Consider the following 24,064-nt stretch of genomic DNA (forward strand, 5'->3'; position numbering starts at 1 on the left):
ACGGGAGAGACGGAGAGAGACGGAGAGAGACGGAGAGAGGCAGGGCGGAAGCGCGTGCTCGACTACGACAAGGAAGCCGACGCGTACGACGCGACGCGCGGCGGTGAGCCCCGTGCCGCCGCCGCTGCCGAAGCCGTGCTCGGCTTGGTCCCGCAGGATGCCCGAGGCCTGCTGGACGTGGCCTGCGGCACGGGCATCGTCACCCGCCGCCTGGCCGCGGCCCGCCCCGGCCTACGGGTGACGGGCCTCGACGCCGCACCGGCCATGGCCCGCAGAGCGGCGGCGAGGCTACCGGGCGCCGTACTCCTCGCGGACAGCCGCCAACTCCCCTTTCCCGACGGGGTGTTCGACGCGGTGACGACGGTATGGCTGCTGCACCTGGTGGACGGCCCGGCGGACGCCAGGGCGATCATCGCGGAGTGCGCACGGGTCCTGCGCGCCGGCGGCGTGTACATCACCACGGTCGACAAGGCCGCCGCCCACGACGTCGGCAGCGACATCGACGCCGTCCTCGCACCGCGCCCACGCCGCCCCGCCCAGGACAGCCCCGACCAAGTCAGCGCGTACGCGGAAGAGTTCGGCCTCCGTCCGGCCGGCACGGCCCGCTTCCGGGGCCACGGCCAGGGCCGCAGCCCCCGCACCACCACCGCCGACCTGCGACGCGGCTGGTTCACCATGCTGCCGCCCGGCGAACCGCTCACCGAACGGTTCGCCGCCGAGCTGGAGTTGCTCCCGGACCAGGAACGACCGCGCGCGGACCCCGAGTTCACGATCCTGGCCTTCAGGAAACCTTCGTCCGGGTGAAGTCCATCGTCCAGTTGGTCACCCAACCAGCCCCGTCGGTCTCGGCACCGACATCGAGGTCCTGGCCCCGCCCGAACTGCGCGACCGCATCGCCCACACGGTGGCCGAACTGACCGGGAGATACGGCAACTTGCTCACGGGCGGCGGCGACTGAGGGCACGCCTGAGGGCACGATTGAGGGCAGGCAACCCGTGCTCAGGCGACCGTGCAGTTCTGATCGCCCACCTTGAACGCGCCCGGCTTCGTGTTCACCCCCGACCAGCTCCCCGTGAAGCCGAAGCCCACCGAGGACCCCGCCGCCACCGTGCCGTTCCAGCTCACGTTCTTCGCCGTCACCGTCGCGCCCGACTGAGTGTAGTCGGCGTTCCACAGCTGGCCGATCTGCTGCCCGTCGGCGAAGGACCAGCCAAGTGACCAACCGTTCCAGACAGTTGAGCCGGTGTTCGTCAGCTGAACGTCGGCCTGGAAGCCACCAGCCCACTGGTTGGTGATCTTGTACGTGACCGTGCAGGCGCCCGTCGGTGTCGGATCGGTACCGCCGCTGCCCCCGCTCCCTCCGTCGCCGGCGTCGGAGGAGTCGCCGTAGACGACCCCGCGGCCGTTCGTCGACACGTACACGCGGCCGTAGATCCTGGGGTCACCGGTGATGGCCGCACCCGTCCAACCCCATTGATGCGCATCGTCGTTGATCCGCGTCCAGGTCGCGCCCTTGTCGGTCGAGCGGAAGATGCCGCGTACGCCGCCGATCTTCGCGCTGGTGTAGAGCGTCTGGTACGAGGCACCGGTCGCCGCCTTGCCGAAGCCGATGGTGTCGGCCTGGTCGACGTTCGCGAGCTTGGTGAAGGTGGCGCCGCCGTCCGTGGAGTGCCACAGCCCGTACGCCCCGTCGCTCGCCCCGCCCGCCAGCCAGATGTCCCCCTTCGTACCGGGCAGCGCCTTGAAGCGGACGCTGTCACCGGCGGGGAGGCCGGCCGCGGTCGACGTGGTGAAGGTCGCCCCGCCGTCCGAACTGACGTAGAAATGCCCGGACTTGAAGCCGTAGAAGGCTTTCGCATCCGCCCGGTCCGACTCGACGATCGCGCCCGCCGGGATACCGCTCGACGCAGCCCAGGACGAGCCGAAGCCCGTCGCGTACTGCACGCCCGCACCCGCCGGACTCCACACGAACCGACTGCCGTTGGCCGCCGCGGCCACCGTCCCGCCACCGCTCACGCCCGCGGGGTCGGTCCCCGCGAACCAGTTGGCGCCGTTGTCCGTCGAGAACGCGATGTGCGCGCCCGAGTCCGCATTGCCCACGCGTACCACGGTGTTGGGGTTGGTCTCCGCGAAGTCGAGGCTCGTGGTCGTCGTGAAGGTCGGCGAAGTGAACATCATCGAGGGGACCTGGGCCAGATCCGTGTGCCGGAACCCGCCGATGTCGCCCAGCGCGCTGAGGAGTTGGGCCCCGCCGGACGGAGGAGCGGCGAGGTCGTTCACGGCCGTCTCCTCCAGCCCCCGCACCATCGGCTTCACGGTGAACTGGCCGCCGCTGTCCCAGTTCGTCAGGTTCTCCGTGCCGTAGAGCGTCGCCCCCGTCCCGTACATCATGCGGTTCGAGTCGAACGGGTCGATCTCCAGCGACTCGGTCATCCACCCGAGTTTCGGGGCCTGTTCGGGCGGCGACGGGTTCGCGCCGAAGGTCAGCCAGGGCGAGGACGACACGTCCATCGTGTAGCGGTTCGCACGGTTGGGATACGACGTGTAGTCCCAGGCCTTCGTCCAGGTGCCGCCGCTGTCAGTGGACCGGAAGATCTGCGTGTCCGGCCACCAGGAGCTGTACGCCGTCGCCATCACGGTCCCGGGATGCTGCCGGTCCACGGTCAGACCGCTGAACCCGTAGTAGCTGTCGGCCTCCGCGACCGGGCTGATGTTCGTCCACGTGCCGGTAGCGGTCGCGTACCGCCACAACTGCCCCTTGCCACCGTCGTACGGACCGCCCTTGTCGCTGTATGCGATGTACAGATAACCGTTGACCGCATCCAGTACACCCTTGTGGGCCAGATAACCGGTGGGCTGCCCGGCCACCCGCGACCACGTGGCACCCGCGTCCGTCGACCGGTACACGGCGTTGGCCTGGTCGGCGACCCCGACATAGATCGTCTTCGTCGCGCTGCCGGCCGTACCCGTCGACTCGTCGAAGGTGACCCACACGATGCCCTGGTTGTCGCTGGCGTAGCCGCTCGTGTCGGTCGGATCCTGCACGTAGTTCCCGACGTTGGGGAAGTTCGCCACCTGCGACCAGGTGACCCCGGAGTCGGTGGACCGCCACAACCCCTTCCCGCTCGGCGCACCCAGATACAGCACGCTGTCCTTGTTGGGATCGACGGCCAGCCGCTCACCCATACCGCGCCCCGGCATGTTCCCGCCGAGCTTGAACGGCAGATCGGTCTTCTGCCAACTCCCGCCCCGGTCAGCCGACCTGAGCACGGCCCCGTTCGTCGGATCCCAGCTGTTCGTGTACGTACCGACAGCCGCGTACACCTTGTCCGGATCGACGGAGTCCGACGCGAGACTCACCACCCCGGTATGCCCCCAGTCGTCCCACCCGACCGAGTCCAACAACGGCGTCCAGGTCTTCGTCGACTCCTGCCACCGATAGGCACCGCCGATGTCGGTCCGGGCGTAGGCGAGGTTTTTCTCCTTCCGGTTGAAGACGACACCGGGCACGAACCCGCCTCCGTCGATCCGGGCGTTGTGCCATGTGTAGGTGTCGGCCGCGAGCGTCGCTCTGGGTGCGTTCGCGGCGAGGGCGGACGGACTGCCCACCAACAGGCCGGCGGCGAGGGCGAGCACGGCCGTGAGGATTCGGGTTCTTCGCACGATGGAGTCCTCTCCTTGCGGGGTGGAAAGGCACGAGCGCCGGGCGACCCCCAGTACGGGTGGAGGCCGCCCGGCCGGTGGGCCCCGCCGTCAGGTGACGGGACCACGCACACGGAACTCCGAGGCACTCTCCAAGAAACGGCGGGCCCAACACCCCTGTTTTTCAGGGGCGCGGGGAACTGCGCGACCAGCCACAACGGACCCGCAGCCAAACAATCACCCAACCCGCAGAGCGCCCAGCGGCGGGGCTATTCAAGAAGCTCCGCGTACGACCCCATGGCCAAGGCGACATCCGCCTGAGCCCAGAACCGGTGATACGTGAAGACAGGCGCGGCCCCACCCGCCAGATAACTCTGGATCTTCGACCACGCCGGATCGTTCTTGTAGAAGGACCGCAACGAGGCGAACGTAGAAGCGGAGTTGACCGCGTCCCCGTTCGGCATCGTCCCGCTCCACCCACTCGGCACATACACGCTGTCGTCGAACCGGTTGTAGTCCGCGCGGGTCTCCGGAACGGCGACACCCAGGCTGTCCTGGTAGTTGCCCCACATCCCGTCGAGCAGCGCCTTCGCGGTCGTCTTCGCCGCCGTGGAACCGGACTTCGCGGCGTAGTACGTCAGCGTCTTGGCATACGCGGCAGCCACACCCACGTCATTGGTGTAGTCGGCCACGGTGACATGAAGTCCCGTATTGGCACCGGGACTTGACGCGTTCCACGTATCCGGCTGCCCCGACCACTGCAACGTCGAGGGAATCAGATACGTACCGTCCGGATTGATCGTGGTCTTGGACAGCGCCCACGCCACCCACTTGTCGAGAACCGCCTTCGCGCTCGCGTTCCCCGTCTGCTGGTAGTACTCGGCGACCCGCTCCATCGACCACGCCTGGAACCCGAACCACTGGTTGGACGGCGGGTCGTGATAGACGGGCTGCTGGTCGTAGTACATGCCGTAGAACGTCGACGTCCCGGCCGGCGGACTCGCGTACCGCCCCTGCCAACTGTTCGTCGCCCCACCGGCGATGGCACCCTCGCTCGACTGCAGCCAGCGGTAGAACTCCAGCTGCCGCGACAGCGAAGTTCCCCAATCCGCCGCGCCCGTAGTGGACTTGGGCTTCAGGTCCGCGTACGAACTCAACGCGTAGGCGGCCAACGGGTTTTGATAACCCCCGTGCACATGGCTGGACCCGATGCGCCACGCCCAACCCGCGCTGGTGTCATTGGCGCCGCCCCAGGCGTAGTACCAGGACAGCAGATAGTCCGAGGCGTCCTTGCCGGTGCCTGCCGGGCAGGTGGACGGTCCGACGCAGTTGCCGATCTTCTTGAAGTACTTGTCGTACATGGCGTAGCGCAGGTAGTCGCCCATCTTCGCCGCCTTGCCGACGGTCGTGGAGACGTCGGAGCCCTTGCCCTGCTCCTTGGCCCACACGTCGGCCCAGTACGCGGCCTGCACGGCCCGCGCGTCGGCGTCCGGCGCGTCGGTGTACTTCCACTGCTTGGCGTACGACGAGTCGCCGGTGAAGAGGTCCAAGTACCCGTTCGTACCGCCGTACTTGAAGGCGTCGCAGGTCGGCTGCGGCACCGTCTCCCACACCGACTCCTGCGGTCCGCGCTGGAAGGTGTTGATGTACGACGGCCCGCTCGCGGTCGGCCCCGCCTCGCACCCGCCGCCCGGCGTGTCGCCGTAGCCGTAGGTGTTGTCGACGTCCTCCAGCCAGTGCATACCGTAGACATCGTCCGTACCGTATGCGGTCTTCAGTTCACCGGCGATCGGATCCGATCCCACCGGCACCGAGGTGTCGAGCTTCGCCGGATACTCGTTCGGGGTGTCCAGCTCGGGCGCGTACGTCGCCGGCTTCGAGGCGTTGTAGAAGGAGCTGGTCGGCTGGTCGGCGTGGGTCGGGATCATGTACTTCTCCATGAGAGCCCAGGCACCGTTGAACTTCGACCAGTCGCCCGTCACCTTGCCGTACATCGCCTGCAGCCACAGCAGATAGCTGTACGCCTCCGACGTCGTCTCGTGCCCCTGGTCCGGCGCCTCGACGATCAGGGTCTCCACCGAGTGGTAGGGGATGCCCTGGGGCGAGAAGTAGCCGTTCGCCGGGTTGGTGATCCTGCCGTAGAGGTCCAGGAAGCGGGCGTCGTAGGCGTTCGCCGCCGCCAGCTCCGTCACCGTGACCGTCGCCTTGGTGAACCCCGTCGCGGTCGACTCGAAGGACGCGGAACCGGTGCCCGCCGCGTCGGCCGTGAGGGTCACCGTCTGCGCGGTGTTCCAGTTCGACGGCGTGAAGGTGAGCGACGCGCCGCCGGTGACCGACAGGCCCGTGTTGCCGCTCGCCCGGGCCGTCGTGACGGTCACGTTCGACGACGGCTGTGTGGACAGCGACACCGCGTAGGTGCCCGACTTGCCCTGCTGGACGCCGAGTTGGGCCGGTGAGGCCACCACCGCGGGTCCCGACGCGACGGTGATGCCGACCGGTGTCGACTCCCCGGACGCGCCCAGGCTGTCGTAGGCCTTCGCCACCAGCGAATGACTGCCCACGGTCAACCCGGAGGTCGAAAGAGAGTACGGCGAGCTCGTGTCCGTGCCGAGCAGCGTGGTGTCGTCGTAGAACTCCACCTTGCTGATCGTCGCGTTGTCGGCCGCCGCCGCGGTCGCCGCGAGCGGGATCGCCGCCCCCTGCGTGTAGATCGCGCCCGAGCTCGGGCTGGTCAGCACGGTGATCGGCGGCTGGTGCGCGCCGGCGCAGGTGGTGCCGTTGACCGCGAACGAGGTGGGCGCGGTGTTGGTGCCGCTGTAGCCGAACTGCGCGCCGGTCGAGACGGCCGCGCCCGCGGCGATCGTCCCGTTGTACGACGCGTTCGTCACCGAGACCGTGCTGCCGGACTGGGACCAGGTGCCGTTCCAGCCGTTGCTGAGCTTCTGGTTGCCGGCGTAGCCGTACGTCAGGGTCCAGCCGTTGATCGCGTCCGTACCGCGGTTGGTGAGGGTCAGATCCGCGGTGAAGCCGGAACCCCAGTCGTTGGTCTTGTAGTCCACGCTGCACTGAACTGTCGCCGCCTGAGCGGGAGTTGTGCCGGTCGCCAGCATCGAGACCGGAAGAGCGAGGGCCGCCACGACGGCGGTCCACAAGCGCCGCGTCACGCGGCGTCTCCTTCTGGGGTGCATGTGCTGGTTCCTCCTTGCGGCTCGGAGAAGTGGGGGCGGAGCAGCAACAAGCCTTGAACCAGTGGGAGCGCTCCCATCGTGGGGACGGGGGTGTGAGTCGTCAAGGTGCTTACGGAGTCGAAAAAATTCGACGAGCGCGGGTTGGGGGAAAGTCAGCGAAAGTCTGTGACTCCCCTGTCCTTTACCGTCACTTGGCGCTACCTTCCTGGACACCAGTGGGAGCGATTCCGTCAGTCGACGCGTCCGTGCGACGCGCCCGAGCTGCAAGGAGTCGCTCATGCGACACCCCCCGCGTTCAATGCTTTTAGCCGTGGCCGGCGCGACCGCCCTTGTCGGGGCCATGGTCGTTCCGGTGGTCACGGCGTCCGGCGCCACTCCCGCGTGCACGGTGGCGTACTCGGTCACCAGCCAGTGGGACACCGGTTTCCAAGGTGCAGTGCAGATCACCAACAACATGGCACCGGTGAGCAGTTGGAGCCTGAGCTTCGACTTCGCCGGTGGCCAGAAGGTCACGCAGGGCTGGAACGCCAAGTGGTCCCAGTCCGGCACGACGGTCACCGCGACCAACGAGAGCTGGAACGGCTCGCTCGGCACCGGCGCGAGCATCGGCGCCGGGTTCCTCGCCAACTGGTCGGGGAGCAACCCCGTACCGTCCGCGTTCAAGCTCAACGGCACGACCTGCAACGTCGATTCGGAGCCGACACCACCCACGTCGCCGCCTCCGACCTCACCGCCGGCCGGCGGCACCGCACCCGCACTGCACGTCTCCGGGAACAAGCTCGTGGACGCCGACGGCACCAACCGCCGTCTGCTCGGCGTCAACCGGTCCGGCGGCGAGTTCATGTGTGTGCAGGGCTACGGCATCTGGGACGGACCGGTGGACGACGCGGCCGTCGCGGCGATCGCCGACTGGAAGGCGAACGTGGTCCGCATTCCCCTCAACGAGGAGTGCTGGCTGGGCCTTTCGAACATCAAGCCCGAGTACGCGGGCGCCAACTACATCGCCGCCGTCAAGGACCTGGTGGCGAAGGTCGAGGCGCACGGCATGACACCGATCGTCGAACTGCACTGGACCTACGGCCAGTACACCGGCAACTCGGCGGGCTGCTCCGACGTGCACGCCACCTGCCAGAAGCCGATGCCGGACGCGCAGTACAGCCCGTCGTTCTGGTCCTCGGTCGCCAGCACCTTCAAGGGCGACCAGGCCGTCGCGTTCGACCTGTTCAACGAGCCCTACCCGGACCGCGCGACCTCCACGACCACCCAGGCGTGGGAGTGCTGGCGGGACGGCGGCACCTGCCCCGGCATCGGGTACGAAGTCGCCGGTATGCAGGATCTCGTCGACGCCGTACGGTCCACCGGCGCCAGGAACGTGATCATGGCCGGCGGGCTCGCGTACTCGAACGACCTGAGCCAGTGGCTGACGTACAGGCCCACCGATCCGACGGGCAATCTCGTCGCCGCGTACCACGTGTACAACTTCAACACCTGCGCGAGCGAAAGCTGCTGGAACTCCACACTCGCCCCCGTCGCGGCCCAAGTGCCGCTGGTGGCAGGGGAGATCGGCGAGAACACCTGCTCGCACGCCTTCGTCGACCAGGTCATGAAGTGGTTCGACGACCGCGGGCTCTCGTATCTCGGCTGGACCTGGAACACCTGGGACTGTTCCGCGGGTCCGTCACTGATCTCCGACTACGCCGGTACGCCCACCGCGTACGGCATCGGGCTGCGCGACCATCTGCGCGCCCTCAACGGATAGGCGCCCGCACACCACAGCACCCGCAATCAACTTCCTTCACAGACAAGGAAACCCGCACTCATGAGCCGTACCAGAACAGCGTTGCTCGCTGCCTTGGTGCTCGTCGCCGGGGCCTCGGGGACGGCGGTCGCCGCCGCTCCCTCGGCGGACGTCGGCATCGCCGCGATCCCCTGCAGCGTGGACTACAAGGTGCAGAACCAGTGGGGCACCGGCTTCACCGCCGCCGTCACGATCACCAACAACGGCGCCGCGAAGTCGAGTTGGGCCGCGAAGTGGTCGTACGCCGGTAACCAGCAGATCACCAGCGGCTGGAACGCGAAGATCAGCCAGAGCGGGACCGCCGTCACGGCGGCCAACGAGACCTACAACGGGAGCCTGGGGACCGGGAGTTCGGTCAGCTTCGGCTTCAACGCCTCCTACAGCGGCACCAACGCGCTGCCGACCACCTTCACCCTCGACGGCGTGACCTGCAACGTCGACGACGGCAGCGGCGGGGGAGGGGGCGGTGGCGGCACCGATCCCAGCGGGCGGGTCGACAACCCGTACGCGGGCGCCAAGGTGTACGTGAACCCGGAGTGGTCCGCGAAGGCCGCCGCCGAGACCGGTGGCAGCCGGGTCTCCAGCCAGCCCACCGGCGTCTGGCTGGACCGCATCGCCGCGATCAACGGCGTCAACGGCGGCATGGGCCTGCGCGCCCACCTCGACGCGGCGGTCGCCCAGAAGGGCACCGGCGAAGAGGTCGTCCAGCTCGTCGTCTACGACCTCCCCGGGCGCGACTGCGCGGCCCTCGCCTCCAACGGTGAACTGGGCCCGACCGAAATCGGGCGCTACGAGAGCGAGTTCATCGACCCGATCGCCGCGATCCTCGCCGACAGCAAGTACGCCTCGCTGCGGATCGTCACCACGATCGAGATCGACTCGCTGCCCAACCTCGTGACCAACACCGGCAGCAAAGCCACCGCCACCCCGCAGTGCGACACGATGCTCGCCAACGGCAACTACGTGAAGGGCGTCGGCTACGCGTTGAACAAGCTCGGCGCGATCCCCAACGTCTACAACTACATCGACGCCGGACACCACGGCTGGCTCGGCTGGGACGACAACTTCGTCCCCTCCGCGAACCTCTTCTACCAGGCCGCCAACGCCGAGGGCGCGACCGTGAACGACGTGGCCGGCTTCATCACCAACACGGCCAACTACAGCGCCCTGAAGGAGAACAACTTCACCATCAACGACAGCGTCAACGGTGTCTCCGTGCGCCAGTCCAAGTGGGTCGACTGGAACCGCTACGTGGACGAGCAGTCGTACGCCCAGGCGTTCCGCAGTGAGTTGGTGTCCGTGGGCTTCAACTCCGGTATCGGCATGCTGATCGACACGTCGCGGAACGGGTGGGGCGGTTCCGCCCGGCCCACCGGTCCGGGTGCGACCACCAGTGTGGACACGTACGTCGACGGCGGGCGCTACGACCGGCGGATCCAGGTCGGGAACTGGTGCAACCAGTCCGGTGCGGGTCTGGGCGAGCGGCCGCAGGCCGCTCCTGCCGCCGGGATCGACGCGTATGTGTGGATGAAGCCGCCGGGGGAGTCGGACGGGTCCAGCACGGCCATCGCCAACGACGAGGGCAAGGGGTTCGACCGGATGTGCGATCCGACGTACACGGGGAACGCGCGTAACGGGAACAACATGTCCGGTGCGCTGCCGAACGCTCCGCTGTCGGGGCACTGGTTCTCCGCGCAGTTCCAGCAGCTGATGGCCAACGCGTATCCGCCGCTGTAGGTGCCGATGGTTGCGGAGCGTTTTTAGCTGCGGGCCGTGTGTGGCTGGTCGCGCCCACGCGGCGGAGCCGCAAATCGACACAGCCCCGCGCCCCTAAAAAGGGGCGTGGGGGTCAGCCCTCCTTCGACAGGCCCCGGCGGATTGCTTGCTCCACCACCGAATAGTTGCCGTTGGACCGTTCCAACTCGTACGGCGCCGCCGGCATCAGCGGTGGCTGGCCCATGAAGCGGGGGCGGTCGCCGTGGTGGGGCTGGGCCGCGTGGACCAGGAAGGGGTGGCAGAGGTAGACGTCGCCGGGCCGGCCGGTGGCGTAGGTGAGGGGGCGCCCGGCGGATGCCTCGGCCACCTTCGGGCCGAGGGTCAGTGCGGAGGCGCCCTTCTCGCCGTACGGTTCCAGGACGCGCGGGACGTCGAGGTGGGAGCCGACCCGGATGCGGGTCGGCGCGTTCTCCTCGGTGACCTCGGTGTAGAGCATCAGCATCAGCAGGGCCCGGCCGCGCGAGGCCAGATTCGCGTACGGCCACTCGTTCTCCGCGCCCTCTGCGACATAGCTGCCCTCGATGTGCCAGCCGGCGTCGTCCGGTTCCGTCGGGTGCGGGAAGCGCAGCGGGAAACTGCCCACCGAGTACCGGGACTGCCACCGGCCGGCGCCCACCAGGAGGTCGAACGCCTCATGCAGGACAGGGGAGTTGACCGAGGCGGCGAACGGTCCCTGGGCCATGTCGCTCACCCACACCACCGGGTCCTGCCAGGTGCCGGGGTCCTCCGGGTCGTAGCCCGTCTCCCGCCACAGCAGCCGAGCGCAGTGCTCGGCGACCCGCGGTGGGAAGGCCCCCTCGATCTTCACGAACCCGTCTTCGAGGAAGCGTTCCACCATCACGTCGTCCGTGTCGTCCGTGTCGTCCGTGTCGTCCGTGTCTTCCATACGGGCATGCTCGGCGACGGACGACCTGTTCCGCACCTCGTTTTTTGCCGCTTCGGCAACGGGACTGGCCGTCGAACGGTGCGTCGGCGCAGGCTGGCGGCACGCGGACGAGAGGCTGACCACCATGGCGCACCAGCACGATCACGAGCACAAGCACGTCCACACGCAGGGTGAGGAGCACGACCACAAGCCCGGCAAGGACCGTCATCACCACGACCACACCGACCTCGACTGGGCCGTCATGGGTCCCCTGCTGGAGACCCAGGCGGAGCTGTTCTCGCCCTTGTACGAGCGGGCGATGGCGTGGCTCGCGAAGGAGCGGACCGATCCGGGGCTGATCGTCGACGTGGGCAGCGGGCCCGGTGTGGTCGCGTGTCTGTTCGCGGAGACGTTCCCGGGTGCCCGGGTCGTCGCGGTGGACGGTTCCGAACCGCTCCTGGAGCGGGCCCGCGCCCGCGCCGACCGGCAGGGCTTCGGCGACCGCTTCAGCACGCTGACCGGTGAACTGCCGGAGGTTCTGGGGCAGTTGGAGTACCCGGCCGACCTGCTGTGGGCCAGCCGCAGTCTGCATCACCTCGGTGACCAGCGGGGCGGTCTCGCCGCGTTCGCGGAGCGGCTCGCACCCGGCGGCACCCTCGCCATCATGGAGGGCGGCCTGCCCTCCCGGTTCCTGCCCCGCGACTTCGGCATCGGCCGCCCGGGACTGGAGGCGCGGATCGACGCGATCGAGGCCGAGTGGTTCGCGCAGATGCGCGCCGACCTCCCCGGCGCCGTCACCGAGACCGAGGACTGGCCCGCCCTCCTGACCTCGGTCGGTCTGAAGCACACCGGCAGCCGCAGCTTCCTCCTCGACCTGCCCGCCCCGGCCCCCGACCGCGTCCGCGCCTACGCCGCCACCTGGCTGACCCGCGTCCGTGACACCTACGGCGAGGCGATGGACGCCGAGGACCGGGCGGCCCTCGACCGGCTCGTCGACCCGCAGGACCCGGCGGGTGTGCATCAGCGCGCCGACGTGTTCGTGCTCGCCGCGCACACCGTGCACACGGCGGTCCGGACGAGCTGACAGGGCCCGTGATCTCGACGGCTTGACTTCGAGCCTGCTCAAGGTGATGAACTGCCCCTCCGACTGTGCGGAGTTCACCGACCCACGGGGGTACGACCACCATGAACGACAACTCGCATGTAGCGCTCATAACGGGCGGCGGCAGCGGTATCGGCGCCGCCGTCGCCCGTCAACTCCTCAGCGCCGGGGGCCGGGTGGCCGTCACTGGCCGCAGCGAGCAGCGCCTGTATGACTTCGCCGCCCAACTGGGCAACCCCGAGGGCCTGTTGACGATCCCCGGGAGTGCCGCCGAGTACGACGAGGTGCAGGCCGCCGTCGAGACGACGCTCAAACAGTTCGGGCGGCTCGACGCGGTCGTCGCCAACGCCGGGATCGCCACGCACGACTCGGTCGCCGAGGGCGACCCGACCGGGTGGACCGAGATGGTGCTGACCAACGTCCTCGGTCCGGCCCTGCTGATCCGGGCGTCCGTCGACGCGCTGAAGCAGACGCACGGCCGGATCGTGCTGATCGGCAGCGTCGCCGGGTTCGTACACACCCCCGGCAACATCTACGGCGCGACCAAGTGGGCGATGACCGGTCTCGCCGAGAACACCCGGCGCGAGGTCACGGAGTTCGGCATCGGCGTGACGCTGGTCGCCCCGGGCCGGGTGGAGACCCCGTTCTGGGACGGCAACGGCAGCCTGCCGCCCGGCCATCTCCTCACCGCCGACCAGATCGCCGACACGATCCTCTGGGCGATCCGCCAGCCCGCCGGCGTCGACATCAACACCGTCGTCGTACGGCCGATCGGGCAGCCCAACTGACAGACACATGGGGCTCGTTGCCGCTGGGGAAAGCGGCAACGAGCCCCATCCGTACGTCAGTTGCTCGCCAGGAACTGCTTCGCCAGCTGGTCGCCCAGGGAGACCGCCGCGCTGTGGCTCTCGATGGGGGAGACCGTCGAGTTCTTGAACAGGATGTACGTCACGCCGGAGTCGGCGCCGCCGGTCGCCGGGTCGGGGTCGATGCCCAGGGCGCTGGCCGTGGCGTACGAGGCCTCGCCGATGATGTTGGTGGGGCCGGTGTCGCCGACGACCGCGTACTCGACCTTGTTGTTGTAGATGACGGCGACCACACCGCCGCCCTTGATGCCGTAGCTGGAGTACTTCCAGATGCTGCTGGAGCTGGGCACCACGATGTAGGGCAGTGAATCCGCCTTCAGGGGCTGGCCGTTGGACTGGTGGAACGCCGTGTCGTCCTGGTACCAGGGGTCGGCGTTCTCGTTGCACTTCGTGGTGCGCTGTCCGTCGCAGTCGATGTCCATGTCGGCCTTCCAGAACACGGCGCCGTTCTTGCCGCAGACCGGGACGGTGGCCGAAGTCTCGTCGTCCGTACGGTACTTGCCGCTCGATATCTGCGAGCAGGACGTCACCTTGGAGAGCAGGTCGGCCGCGCTGACCGAGCCCTCCTGAGCCGACTTGGGGGTGGCGCCGGAGGCGCTCGCGGGGAGCACTCCGGCGGCGAGCAGGGCGGCACCTGAGGCCGCGGCGAGGGTCAGTGATCGCATGCGCACTGTGGGGGACCCTTCTGTTAGGAAAGTTTCCTTACCAGGTGCGCAACAAGGTGCCCCTTCATCATGCCCGCGTCAAGGCCCTGGTACGAACCAAGTGGGCCGCGGGCGCGAAAGCCGTCGTCACGGAAACGGAAAGACGAAGCGCCCCGGAGCCACAAGGCTCCGGGGCGCTCGCACTGCCTGGGGTTCAGGCCATGTGCCTTGGTTTCAGGCCGCGTTGAACGTCGACGGGTCGGGACCCAGGCGCCGGTCCTCGTTCAGCGCGCTGATCGCCGCGAGGTCCTCGGTGTCCAGGCTGAAGTCGAAGACCTCGATGTTCTCCTTGATCCGCGACGGCGTCACGGACTTGGGGATCACCACGTTGCCGAGCTGGATGTGCCAGCGCAGCACGACCTGGGCCGGGGTGCGGCCGTGCTTCTGGGCGATGGCGACGATCGCCGGGACCTCCAGGAGGCCCTTGCCCGAGCCGAGCGGCGACCAGGCCTCGGTCGCGATGCCCTGCTCCGCCTGGTACTCGCGCCCGGCGCGCTGCTGGAACTGCGGGTGCAGCTCGATCTGGTCGACCGCCGGAATGACCGAGGTGCCCTCGATCAGCCGGGCCAGGTGGTCGGGTTCGAAGTTGGAGACGCCGATGGCCCGCACGCGGCCGTCCGCGTACAGCTTCTCGAACGCCTTGTAGCTGTCGAGGTACTTGTCCCGGGCCGGGGTCGGCCAGTGGATCAGATACAGATCCAGGTACTCCAGGCCGAGCTTCTCCAACGAGACGTCGAAGGCGCGCAGCGTGGCGTCGTATCCCTGGTCGCTGTTCCAGAGCTTGGTGGTGACGAAGAGGTCCTCGCGCGGGACGCCGGACGCGGCGATGGCCTTTCCGGTGCCCTCTTCGTTGCCGTAGATCGCAGCGGTGTCGATGCTGCGGTACCCGGCCTCCAGCGCCGTGGCCACCGCCCGCTCCGCCTCGTCGTCCGGCACCTGCCAGACGCCGAAGCCCAGCTGGGGCATCTCGACACCGTTGTTGAGGATGATCGGGGGGACCTTGCTGCTCACGAGCTCTCGATCCTTCAGTCGTCGGGTGGTACTCCCATCGTCAACGATCACGGGCCGTGGTGCATTCCTGACCGCGAAATCCGTCCGGGCCGACCGGTGAATCGGCGCCGGTTGTCGAAGATTGGCGCGAAATGCATCCGACCTTTTTCGGTCCGGACCATTGACCGCGGACCTTCGTGCCGCAACGCTGAAGCACGCCGTCGGACGCGTTCGTGAACGCGGTACCCCCATGTGAACATCGGCACCTGTTTGGACTCCGAGAACCCCCAATCCTCAGGAGAGCAGGTATGCATACACGAGCAGACGCTGCCCCGGATCCTGTAGGCAGCGCATCGTATGCAGGAAACATCGGATGAAAAGGTGTGGTGAAGGCCTCGTCGGTCACGGGTCCGCACACCGAACGGACCGGCGACGGCGAACGGGTGCTTCTTCGCTCGGACCGACTGATCGGTCGGTCAATAGTGGCGGCGGCCGGCGCGGTGATCCCGGGCACCGGGCCCGCGCCTGCGAACCCGCACGGTCCACTCGAACCGACCCGACGCCAAAGGGAGGAACATGAGACGCCCACGACTACGAGCGGCCCTGACCGCGGCAGCCCTCGCCACCGCCACCCTGACCGGAGCGGCCCCGCCGCTCGAAACGGTGGCGGCGGCGAGCCGCCCGGCCGCCGCGCCCGACTGGTCCGTGGCCGTGGTCGACTCCACCACGGCCCGCTACACACCGAGCACCATCGGCGGCTGGTCGTACCCGGTCGGCCTCTACCTCTACGGCCAGTACCTCACCTACAAGCGGACCCACGACGCCCGCTACCTGACCTACATCAAGAGCTACGTCGACCGTTTCGTGAAGAGCGACGGCTCGATCGGCCAGTCCTTCGACAGCCTCGACAGCATGCAGGCCGGCCGCCTCCTGGTGATCCTGCACCACGAGACCGGCCAGGACCGCTACCGCAAGGCCGCCAAGAAGATCCGCGACCGCCTCGACACCTACCCGCGCACGAGCGACGGAGGCTTCTGGCACGCCGACAGCAGCAGCCGGGCCCATCAACTCTGGGCGGACGGCGTCTACATGGTGAACCCGTTCCTCGTCGAGTACGGCAAGGAGTTCGGCGACAGTGCCTACACGAACGACGAGGCGTCCAAGCAGTTGTACGTCTACGGCACTCATCTCCAGGTCGCGAACGGCCTGTTGAAGCACGCGTACGACGAGTCGCGCAGTGCGAGCTGGGCCGATCCGGTGACCGGACTCGCGCCGGAACACTGGTGCCGCGCGGTCGGCTGGTACGCGATGGCCATCACGAACGTCCTCGACGCACTCCCCGCCGACCATCCGCGACGGCCCCAACTCCTGGGCATCTTCCGCCGGTTGGCGGCCGGACTGGAGAAGTACCAGGACCCGGCGACCGGCCGCTGGTTCCAGGTGATGGACAAGGGTGCCCGCAGCGACGACTGGACCGAGACGTCCTGCTCCAGCATGTTCACCTACGCCCTCTCGCGCGGCGCCCAACAGGGCTACCTGGACCGGCACTTCGCCGACGTCGCCCGGCGCGGCTACGCGGGCGTCCTCGCGGAACTCTCGGTCGGCACCGACGGCCGTACCGACCTCACCGACATCTCCATCGGCACGAACGTCGGCGACTACGCGTACTACGTCGCCCGCACCCGGGCCGTGAACGACTTCCACGGCCTGGGCGCCTTCCTGATCATGAACGAACAACTGCGAGGTGATTAGTGTCATGAGCACGTCCAGAAGGGTCCTCCTCGGGGCCGCCGTGAGCGGAGCGGCCGGTGCCGCGGTGGGCCTCTCGGCCGCCGCCCCCGCGCACGCCGCCTCCTGGCAGCAGAAGTGGGCGCCGACCGCGACCGGCGACGGCCTCGGCGCCTTCGAGACCGTCGAGGACGACCGCGCCGACTCGCACCCGGCCGGGCACCCGCACATCTACGCCACCGGAGACGACTGGCGCTTCACCATGCATACGGTCGACCGTGACACGTCGTCCGACCGGCAGCGCCAGGAGGTCACCGGTCTGCGCACCGGCAGCAGCAGTTACCTCAAGTGGACCCAGGGGCAGACCTGGCGGATCACGTACTCGATGTACATCCCCAGCTCCCTGAAGGCGACCACCACCTTCACCCACATCATGCAGATGAAGCAGCCCGGCAACGGCACCTCGCCGATCGTCGTGCAGTCCCTGCGCCGGGTGAACGGCGTACAGACCATCGAGCTGAACCTGCCGATCGCCGGTGTCCTGGTCGGCCGTACCGACCTCGATCCGCTGCACGACCGGTGGACCGACGTCGACTTCCAGATCAAGGTCGGCGACGGCACGGCCGGTTCGGTCCGCTGGATCCTCAAGTCCGGTTCCACGACCGTGATCGACAGGACGAAGACCGGCGTCGACACCTTCCTCGCCGACCGGGTGCGCCCCAAGTGGGGCATCTACCGCTCCCTCGGCGACACCTCCGGGTCCCTGCAGGACACCTACCTCCTGCTCACCGATCTCCGCGGCTACCAGCTCGTGTGAGGAGACCGATCCATGAAACCCCCCATGTACCACCGCAGTTGGGTGGCGAGCGTGTTCTTCGCGTTCGCCGTCGTCCTCGGCCTCGCCCACCCCTCGGCCCTCGCGGCGGCAGATCCCGCGACGTCCTCGCCTTCCGCACCGCACGTCACCGTCTACGACGTCCGCGACTACGGCGCCAAGGGCGACGGTTCCGCCAATGACACCCCGGCCGTCAACAAGGCCATCACGGCGGCCAATTCGGCCGGCGGCGGCACGGTCCGCTTCCCCGCCGGCGCCTACAAATCCAAGAACACCATCCACATGAAGAGCAACGTGACGCTCCAGGTCGACACCGGCGCCACGATCCAGGGCTCGTCCGCCGACACCTACGACGCCCCCGAGACCAACCCGTACGACCAGTACCAGGACTACGGCCACAGCCACTTCCACGACGCGATGATCTACGGCGACCGGCTCACCGACATCGGCTTCGTCGGCGGCGGAGTCATCGACGGACTCGGCAACCTGATCACCGGCAACCCCAAGCCGGGCCAGGCCGACAAGATCCTGTCGCTGACGCGCTGCGACGGACTCCGCATCGGTGACGGACTCACCCTGCGCCGGGGCGGCCACTTCGCCGCCCTCGTCAACGGCTGCACGAACGTCACCTCGGACCGTCTGACCATCGACACCGCGAGCGACCGCGACGGCTGGAACATCATCTCCACGACGAACGTCACCGTGACCAACGCCAGCATCAAGGCGAACGACGACGCACTCGTCTTCAAGAGCGACTACGCGCTCGGCGCCAAACTCCCCAACGGCCATGTGCGGGTGAGTGATTCATATCTGTCGGCCAAGTGCTGCAACGCGCTCATGTTCGGATCCGAGACCTGCGGCGACTTCTCGGACTACCGGTTCGAGAAGATCCGGATCGAGGGCGCCGACAAGTCCGGCCTCGGCATGGTCTCCATGGACGGCGCGAAGATCTCCGACGTCCACTACCGCGACATCACCATGACCGACGTCCACTCACCGATCATGGAGAAGATCGGCACCCGCAAACGCTGCGGCAACAGTCCGGGCGTGGGTTCGATCAGCGACGTCACCTACGACAACATCACCGCCACCGGCGACAGCCCCTCGTTCAGCCCGACTCTGTGGGGCGAGAACGGCCACCGGATCAACGGGATCACGTTCACGAACGTCGACATCACCGTCCCCGGCGGCAACGGCACGATGTCCACCGGCGTGCCGAGCAACGACCCCAAGGACTACAACCCGAAGGCCATCGGCACCCGGCCGGCCTACGGCTGGTATCTCCACAACGCCGACAACGTCCAATTCACCGACAGCTCGGTGAAGTTCGCGGCGAACGACGGACGGCCGGCGGTCGTCGCCAACGCGGCGAGCGGCATCCGGTTCACCGGCTTCACCGCTCAGCGCGGCTCCAACTCGCCGTACGACATGGGCTTCCAGGGCGTCGACGGCTACTGCGTGAGCGGCGGCGGCGCGCCACGGGTGTCGAGCACGGGGTCGACGGATAACTGCGGTACCACTGCCGCCCGGCCACTCGACCTGGAGAACCCCCGCCAGGACTTCCTCCGTCACTCCGTCGGCGGCCTCTTCCTGCACTGGGGTCTGCGCACCGCGCCCGCCCACACCGGTTGCACCGGTTGGGAGAGCGATGTCACGAACGGCGGCTGGACCCCCGACTACTGGGTGAACGAGGCTCAGAAACTGCATACGCAATACCTCGTACTGGCTACATTCCACAGTCGCCTCGGCTACGCCCGCCCCTGGCCCTCCAAGATCCCCGGCTCCTGTTCCACCAAGCGGGACTTCCTCGGCGAACTGATCACGGCCGCGAAGGCCAAGGGCATGAAGGTCGTCCTCTACATGACCGACGACCCCCAGTGGCACGACGACGGCGGCCACGAGTGGCTCGACTCGGCCGCGTACTCCGCCTACAAGGGCAAGAACGTCGACCTGACCACCCGGGACGGCTTCGGGCAGTTCAGCTACGACAACTTCTTCGAGGTCATGGACCGTTATCCCGACCTCGGCGGCTTCTGGATCGACAACGACAACGCGTACTGGGAGAGCCACGACCTCTACCAGCAGATCTACCAGAAGCGCCCGAACTACACGCTCAGCAACAACAACGAGGACACGCCGATCATGGACATGATCAGCAACGAGCAGAAGACGGGAATGTCGCCCGCATACGATTACCCGCAGGCTGTATACACCGCTCAACCCCGCCTGACGGAAGCCGACTTCAAGCTCCCGTCGACCGGCGCCTGGTGGTACGACGGCTCCGACCCGTCCGTGGACCGCGCCCTCACCCTCGGCCGCCTCGTCACCAACGCCGGCTCCTCGGTCAAGGCGCTGATGGCGGAGACCGCCCAGGTCAACGGCAGATTCCCGGCGAATCAGGCCGCCTTCAACACCTTCGCCGACTCCTACCTCGACCCCATCTGGGAATCCCTGCACGGCACCGAGGGCGGCGGCTACATGTACGGCGGGCTCAAACCCGGCTTCTGGAACGACGGCGCCCACGGCGTCACCACGATCAGCCGGACCGACCCGAACCTCCAGTACGTCCACGTGCTGACCCCGCCCACCACGAGTACGCTCCGCATCCGCGACAACGGCTACCGCATCGCCTCCGTCACCAACCTCCGTACCGGCGCGGCGATTTCGTGGTCCCAGTCCGGCGGCGTGCTCACGCTCAGCGGTCTCGGCGGCTGGGACCCGTACGACACCGTCTTCAAGGTCACGACCGCCGGCCGCCAGGGCATCCTGTCCGGCGTCACCGTGAGCGCGAGCGCCTCGGCGAGCGGGCACGCGGGTTCGGCGGCCGGGGACGGGAGTTACCTCACCTACTGGGACAACGACAAGACCCTGCCGGTCAACCTCACCTTCGACCTGGGCAGTTCGAAGCGGGCGCAGTACATCGGCCTCAACCAGCGCGAGGACTCCGTTGCTTACGCCCGCTCCGACACCGAACAGTCGGCACGCATCAAGGACTACAAGGTGTTCCTGAGCAACGACGGCACGAACTGGGGGAGCGCCGTCAAGACCGGGCAGGTCCCAAGTCGCCGCGGAATCCAGGGGATTGACCTCACCGCGACAAACGCCCGCTACGTCCGCCTCGAAGTCGACTCCACCTGGGCCGCGTCCACCGACACCACCCGCTACAAGAGGCTGCGGATCGACGAGGCGTGGATCGGCACGTCCTACGCGACCCCCGCGACCTTCACCCCGAAGTCGGACAACGGCCAGTCCCTCCGTCCCGCCATGGGCTGGAGCAGCTGGAGCTACGTCCGCCGCACGCCCACCGAGGCCAAGATCAAGGCCCAGGCGGACGCCCTGGTGTCGAGCGGCCTCAAGAACCACGGCTTCGTGTACGTCAACCTCGACGACTTCTGGCAGAAGTGCGACGCCAACGGCTTCACCGTCGACTCCTACGGCCGCTGGGCCGTCGACACGGCCAAGTTCCCTTCCGGAATCAAGGAGTTGGCCGACTACATCCACTCCAAGGGGCTGAAGTTCGGCTTCTACGTCACCCCGGGCATCGCCAAGAACGCGGTCACCGCGAACACCCCGATCGAGGGCACCTCGTACCACGCGAAGGACATCGCGGACACGTCCAGGACCGAGAAGAACTACAACTGCAAGAACATGTACTACATCGACTACGGGAAGCCGGGCGCGCAGGAGTTCGTGAACTCGTGGGCCAAGCAGTTCGCTTCCTGGGGCGTCGACTACCTGAAGATCGACGGCGTGGGCAGCGCCGACATCCCGGACGTCCAGGCCTGGGACAAGGCGCTGCGCGCGAGCGGACGGACCATCAACTTCGCCCTCTCCAACAACCTTCCGATCGCCGACGCCGCCACCTGGCGTTCGCTGGCGAACAGTTGGCGCACCCAGGGCGACGTCGAGTGCTACTGCGGACCCGGCGCCAACGGCAGCGGCTACCCTCTCACCGACTGGTCCCACGTCTCCGCACGCTTCAACACCGCCGCGTCCTGGCAGCCGTACGCCGGGCCGGGTGGCTGGAACGACCTGGACTCCCTGGAGGTCGGCAACGGCGACCAGGTGGGCCTCACGGCCGACCAGCGGCGCTCGCACTTCACCCTGTGGGCGATGGCGGGCTCCCCGCTGCTGCTCGGCACCGACGTCACCCACCTCGACCCCGTCGACAAGGCGATGCTCACCAACGACCGTCTCATCGGCGTCGATCAGGACGGCGTCGCCGCGAAACGGGTGGTGAACAGCGGCGTGAAGCAGGTCTGGAGCAAACGCGAGAGTGACGGTGCCTATGTGGTCGCCCTGTTCAACACCGGTACGTCCGGCACCGCGACCGTCTCCGTGAACTGGTCGCAGGTCGGCTTCACCGGCTCCGGCGACGTCACCGACCTCTGGTCCGGCTCCCACAAAGGCACCATCGCGGACTCGTACAGCGCGACGCTACGGCCGGGCGAGACCCGCCTGATCCGTGTGAACCCGGTCGACGGCACCCTGAGGGGGCACTCATGAAACGCGACAGAACACCGGCGCGGGGCACGCGAAGCCTCTCGCCGATCCTCTCCCTCGCCCTCACTCTGGCGCTCGCCGTGCCGCTCGCCGGACTCACCGGCAGCACCGCGCACGCGGCGACCACCGACTACCAGGCCGAGGACGCCACCGTCGTCCAGGGCACCGTGGCCACCAACCACACCGGCTACACGGGCACCGGCTTCGTCGACTACACCAACGTCACTGGTTCGTATGTGGAGTTCGCGGTGAGCGCCACTGCCGCAGGCACCGCGTCGGTCGCCCTGCGCTACGCCAACGGCACTGCCACCGACCGCCCGTTGGACATCTCCGTCAACGGCACCGTCGTCGCGTCCGCCGTCTCCTTCCCGGCCACCGCCGACTGGAACACCTGGGCGACGAAGACCGTGAACGTCCCGCTGACCGCCGGCACCGACAAGATCCGGGCGACCGCGACCACCGCGAACGGCGGCCCCAACCTCGACCGGATCAGCGTCGGTACCGCTGCCGACGCACAGGCCCCGACCCGTCCCGGCCAGCCGAGTTGCCCGGACATCGGCGAGGACGGCCTCACGCTGACGTGGGGCGCCTCGACCGACAACGTGGCTGTCACGGCGTACGACCTCTACGAGCACGGCAACAAGATCGGTGAGGCGCCCGGGAGTTCGACCAGCAAGGCCCTCACCGGGCTCGCCCCGAACACCACCTACGACCTCACCGTCATCGCCCGGGACGCGGCCGGGAACACCTCGCCCGCCAGCCCGGTCGTCGACTGCACGACGAAACCCAGCTCCGACACCAGCCCGCCGACCAAGCCCGGTACTTTGTCCGCGGTCGACAGCACATCGAATACGGTCGACCTCACCTGGGGCGCGTCCACCGACGACCGATCGGTTGTCGCATACGACATCCGCAGCGGGGACACCGTCTACAAGACGGTCACCACCGGCACCTCGACCACCCTCACCGGCCTCGCCTGCGACAGCCCGTACTCGCTGAACGTCGTAGCGAGTGACGCGGCCGGCAACCTCTCCGAGCCGAGCAACACCGTCACCTTCACCACGAAGGCCTGCGCCACCGACGGCGGCGTCCCGTCCTCCATCGCCACACTCTCCACCGGCTGGACCATCCCCTGGGGCACCTACTGGATGCCGGACGGCCAGAGCGCCCTCGTCACCGAGCGGGACGACTTCCGGGTCTGGAAGACGGCCAAGGACGGCACCCGGACCCAGGTGGGCACCGTGCCCAACGCGGTCACCACCAACGGCGAGGGCGGCCTCCTCGGCGTCGCCGTCGACCCGAAGTGGGCCACCAACCACTACGTCTACTTCATGCACACCGCGTCCGAGGGCAACCGCGTCGTCCGCATGACATACAACGGCACCACCCTCACCGGCTACACGGTCCTCCTCCAGGGCATCAAGAAGAACCGCTACCACAACGGCGGACGCCTCGCCTTCGGACCCGACGGCTACCTCTACGTCTCCACCGGCGAGGCCCAGACACCCGACCTCGCCCAGGACAAGACCTCCCTCAACGGCAAGATCCTGCGCATGACGACGGACGGCAAGCCGGCCCCCGGCAACCCGTTCGGCAACTACGTGTACTCGTACGGCCATCGCAACCCGCAGGGACTGGCCTTCGACCGCAACGGCCGTCTGTGGGAAGCGGAGTTCGGCAACAGCTCCAAGGACGAACTCAACCTCATCAAGCCGGGCGCCGATTACGGATGGCCCACCTGCGAAGGGAGTTGCAGCGTCGCCGGGATGACCAACCCCAAGGCCACCTGGAACGTCGACGAGGCCTCGCCCAGCGGTATCGCGATCGTCCGCAACGTCGTCTACATGGCGTCCCTGCGCGGCGAACGCCTGTGGCGCGTCCCCATCAACGGTGACAACGAGAGCGTCGGCACCCCGACGGCGTACTACGTCGGAACGTACGGACGCCTGCGCACGGTCACCAAGGTCCCCGGCGCCGACCAGCTGTGGCTGTCGACCACCAACTGCGACAACAACGGCAACCAACCGGACGGATCCGACAAGCTCTTCCGTGTGAACATCGGCTAGG

At 68.0% G+C, this 24,064-nt stretch carries 14 protein-coding genes; 9 read left to right on the forward strand and 5 right to left on the reverse strand.

Annotated elements, in window-relative coordinates; genetic code table 11:
- Nucleotides 1-54: 54 nt before the first annotated feature.
- Entirely contained in the window at nt 55-804 is a 750-nt protein-coding gene (locus OG407_RS40540) for a class I SAM-dependent methyltransferase (protein ID WP_405865129.1), read from the forward strand.
- 195 nt (nt 805-999) lie between these two features.
- On the opposite strand, the gene OG407_RS40545 is transcribed toward OG407_RS40540, so the two are convergent.
- On the reverse strand, nt 1,000-3,663 hold the full coding sequence (locus tag OG407_RS40545; RefSeq protein WP_405865131.1) for a cellulose binding domain-containing protein: 2,664 nt from the start codon (nt 3,661-3,663) through the stop codon (nt 1,000-1,002).
- 248 nt (nt 3,664-3,911) lie between these two features.
- A complete protein-coding gene (locus tag OG407_RS40550) occupies nt 3,912-6,830 on the reverse strand; it encodes a glycoside hydrolase family 48 protein (RefSeq protein WP_405865133.1) in 2,919 nt (972 codons plus the stop codon).
- 277 nt (nt 6,831-7,107) lie between these two features.
- Here OG407_RS40550 and OG407_RS40555 point away from each other — a divergent pair, with 277 nt between their 5' ends.
- Both OG407_RS40555 and OG407_RS40560 read left to right on the forward strand, forming a co-directional pair.
- Nucleotides 7,108-8,589, forward strand: a complete 1,482-nt coding sequence (locus OG407_RS40555) for a cellulase family glycosylhydrolase (protein ID WP_405865135.1) — start codon at nt 7,108-7,110, stop codon at nt 8,587-8,589.
- Between the two features lie 60 nt (nt 8,590-8,649).
- Entirely contained in the window at nt 8,650-10,365 is a 1,716-nt protein-coding gene (locus tag OG407_RS40560; protein WP_405865137.1) for a glycoside hydrolase family 6 protein, read from the forward strand.
- Nucleotides 10,366-10,477: 112 nt separating this feature from the next.
- Here the strand turns inward: OG407_RS40560 and OG407_RS40565 are convergent, their stop codons facing one another.
- The gene (locus OG407_RS40565; RefSeq protein WP_405865139.1) at nt 10,478-11,290 is read right to left on the reverse strand and encodes a phytanoyl-CoA dioxygenase family protein; all 813 of its coding nucleotides are present in this window, start codon (nt 11,288-11,290) and stop codon (nt 10,478-10,480) included.
- A gap of 124 nt (nt 11,291-11,414) precedes the next feature.
- Here OG407_RS40565 and OG407_RS40570 point away from each other — a divergent pair, with 124 nt between their 5' ends.
- Both OG407_RS40570 and OG407_RS40575 read left to right on the forward strand, forming a co-directional pair.
- Nucleotides 11,415-12,353 carry a methyltransferase gene (locus tag OG407_RS40570; protein WP_405865141.1) on the forward strand — a complete coding sequence of 313 codons (939 nt, stop codon included), beginning with the start codon at nt 11,415-11,417 and terminating at the stop codon, nt 12,351-12,353.
- A gap of 101 nt (nt 12,354-12,454) precedes the next feature.
- Nucleotides 12,455-13,159 carry an SDR family oxidoreductase gene (locus tag OG407_RS40575; RefSeq protein WP_405865143.1) on the forward strand — a complete coding sequence of 235 codons (705 nt, stop codon included), beginning with the start codon at nt 12,455-12,457 and terminating at the stop codon, nt 13,157-13,159.
- 56 nt (nt 13,160-13,215) lie between these two features.
- Here OG407_RS40575 and OG407_RS40580 read toward each other — a convergent pair whose 3' ends face one another.
- Both OG407_RS40580 and OG407_RS40585 read right to left on the reverse strand, forming a co-directional pair.
- Nucleotides 13,216-13,908 carry a glycoside hydrolase family 75 protein gene (locus OG407_RS40580; protein WP_405865145.1) on the reverse strand — a complete coding sequence of 231 codons (693 nt, stop codon included), beginning with the start codon at nt 13,906-13,908 and terminating at the stop codon, nt 13,216-13,218.
- A gap of 207 nt (nt 13,909-14,115) precedes the next feature.
- A complete protein-coding gene (locus OG407_RS40585; RefSeq protein WP_033279316.1) occupies nt 14,116-14,952 on the reverse strand; it encodes an aldo/keto reductase in 837 nt (278 codons plus the stop codon).
- A gap of 555 nt (nt 14,953-15,507) precedes the next feature.
- Here OG407_RS40585 and OG407_RS40590 point away from each other — a divergent pair.
- The 4 genes from OG407_RS40590 to OG407_RS40605 are packed head-to-tail and all read left to right on the forward strand — an operon-like array spanning nt 15,508 to nt 24,063.
- Complete coding sequence (locus tag OG407_RS40590) at nt 15,508-16,683, forward strand: glycoside hydrolase family 105 protein (protein WP_405865147.1); 1,176 nt, start codon at nt 15,508-15,510, stop codon at nt 16,681-16,683.
- 4 nt (nt 16,684-16,687) lie between these two features.
- Nucleotides 16,688-17,476, forward strand: coding sequence for a Tat pathway signal sequence domain protein (locus OG407_RS40595; RefSeq protein WP_405865149.1), 789 nt, complete (start codon nt 16,688-16,690; stop codon nt 17,474-17,476).
- 12 nt (nt 17,477-17,488) lie between these two features.
- A complete protein-coding gene (locus OG407_RS40600; protein WP_405865151.1) occupies nt 17,489-22,000 on the forward strand; it encodes a glycosyl hydrolase family 28 protein in 4,512 nt (1,503 codons plus the stop codon).
- A complete protein-coding gene (locus OG407_RS40605; protein WP_405865153.1) occupies nt 21,997-24,063 on the forward strand; it encodes a PQQ-dependent sugar dehydrogenase in 2,067 nt (688 codons plus the stop codon). Before OG407_RS40600 ends, OG407_RS40605 begins: the two co-directional genes overlap by 4 nt.
- Nucleotide 24,064 lies beyond the last annotated feature (1 nt).

This window comes from Streptomyces sp. NBC_01515 (assembly GCF_045040345.1).
Lineage (GTDB): Bacteria > Actinomycetota > Actinomycetes > Streptomycetales > Streptomycetaceae > Streptomyces.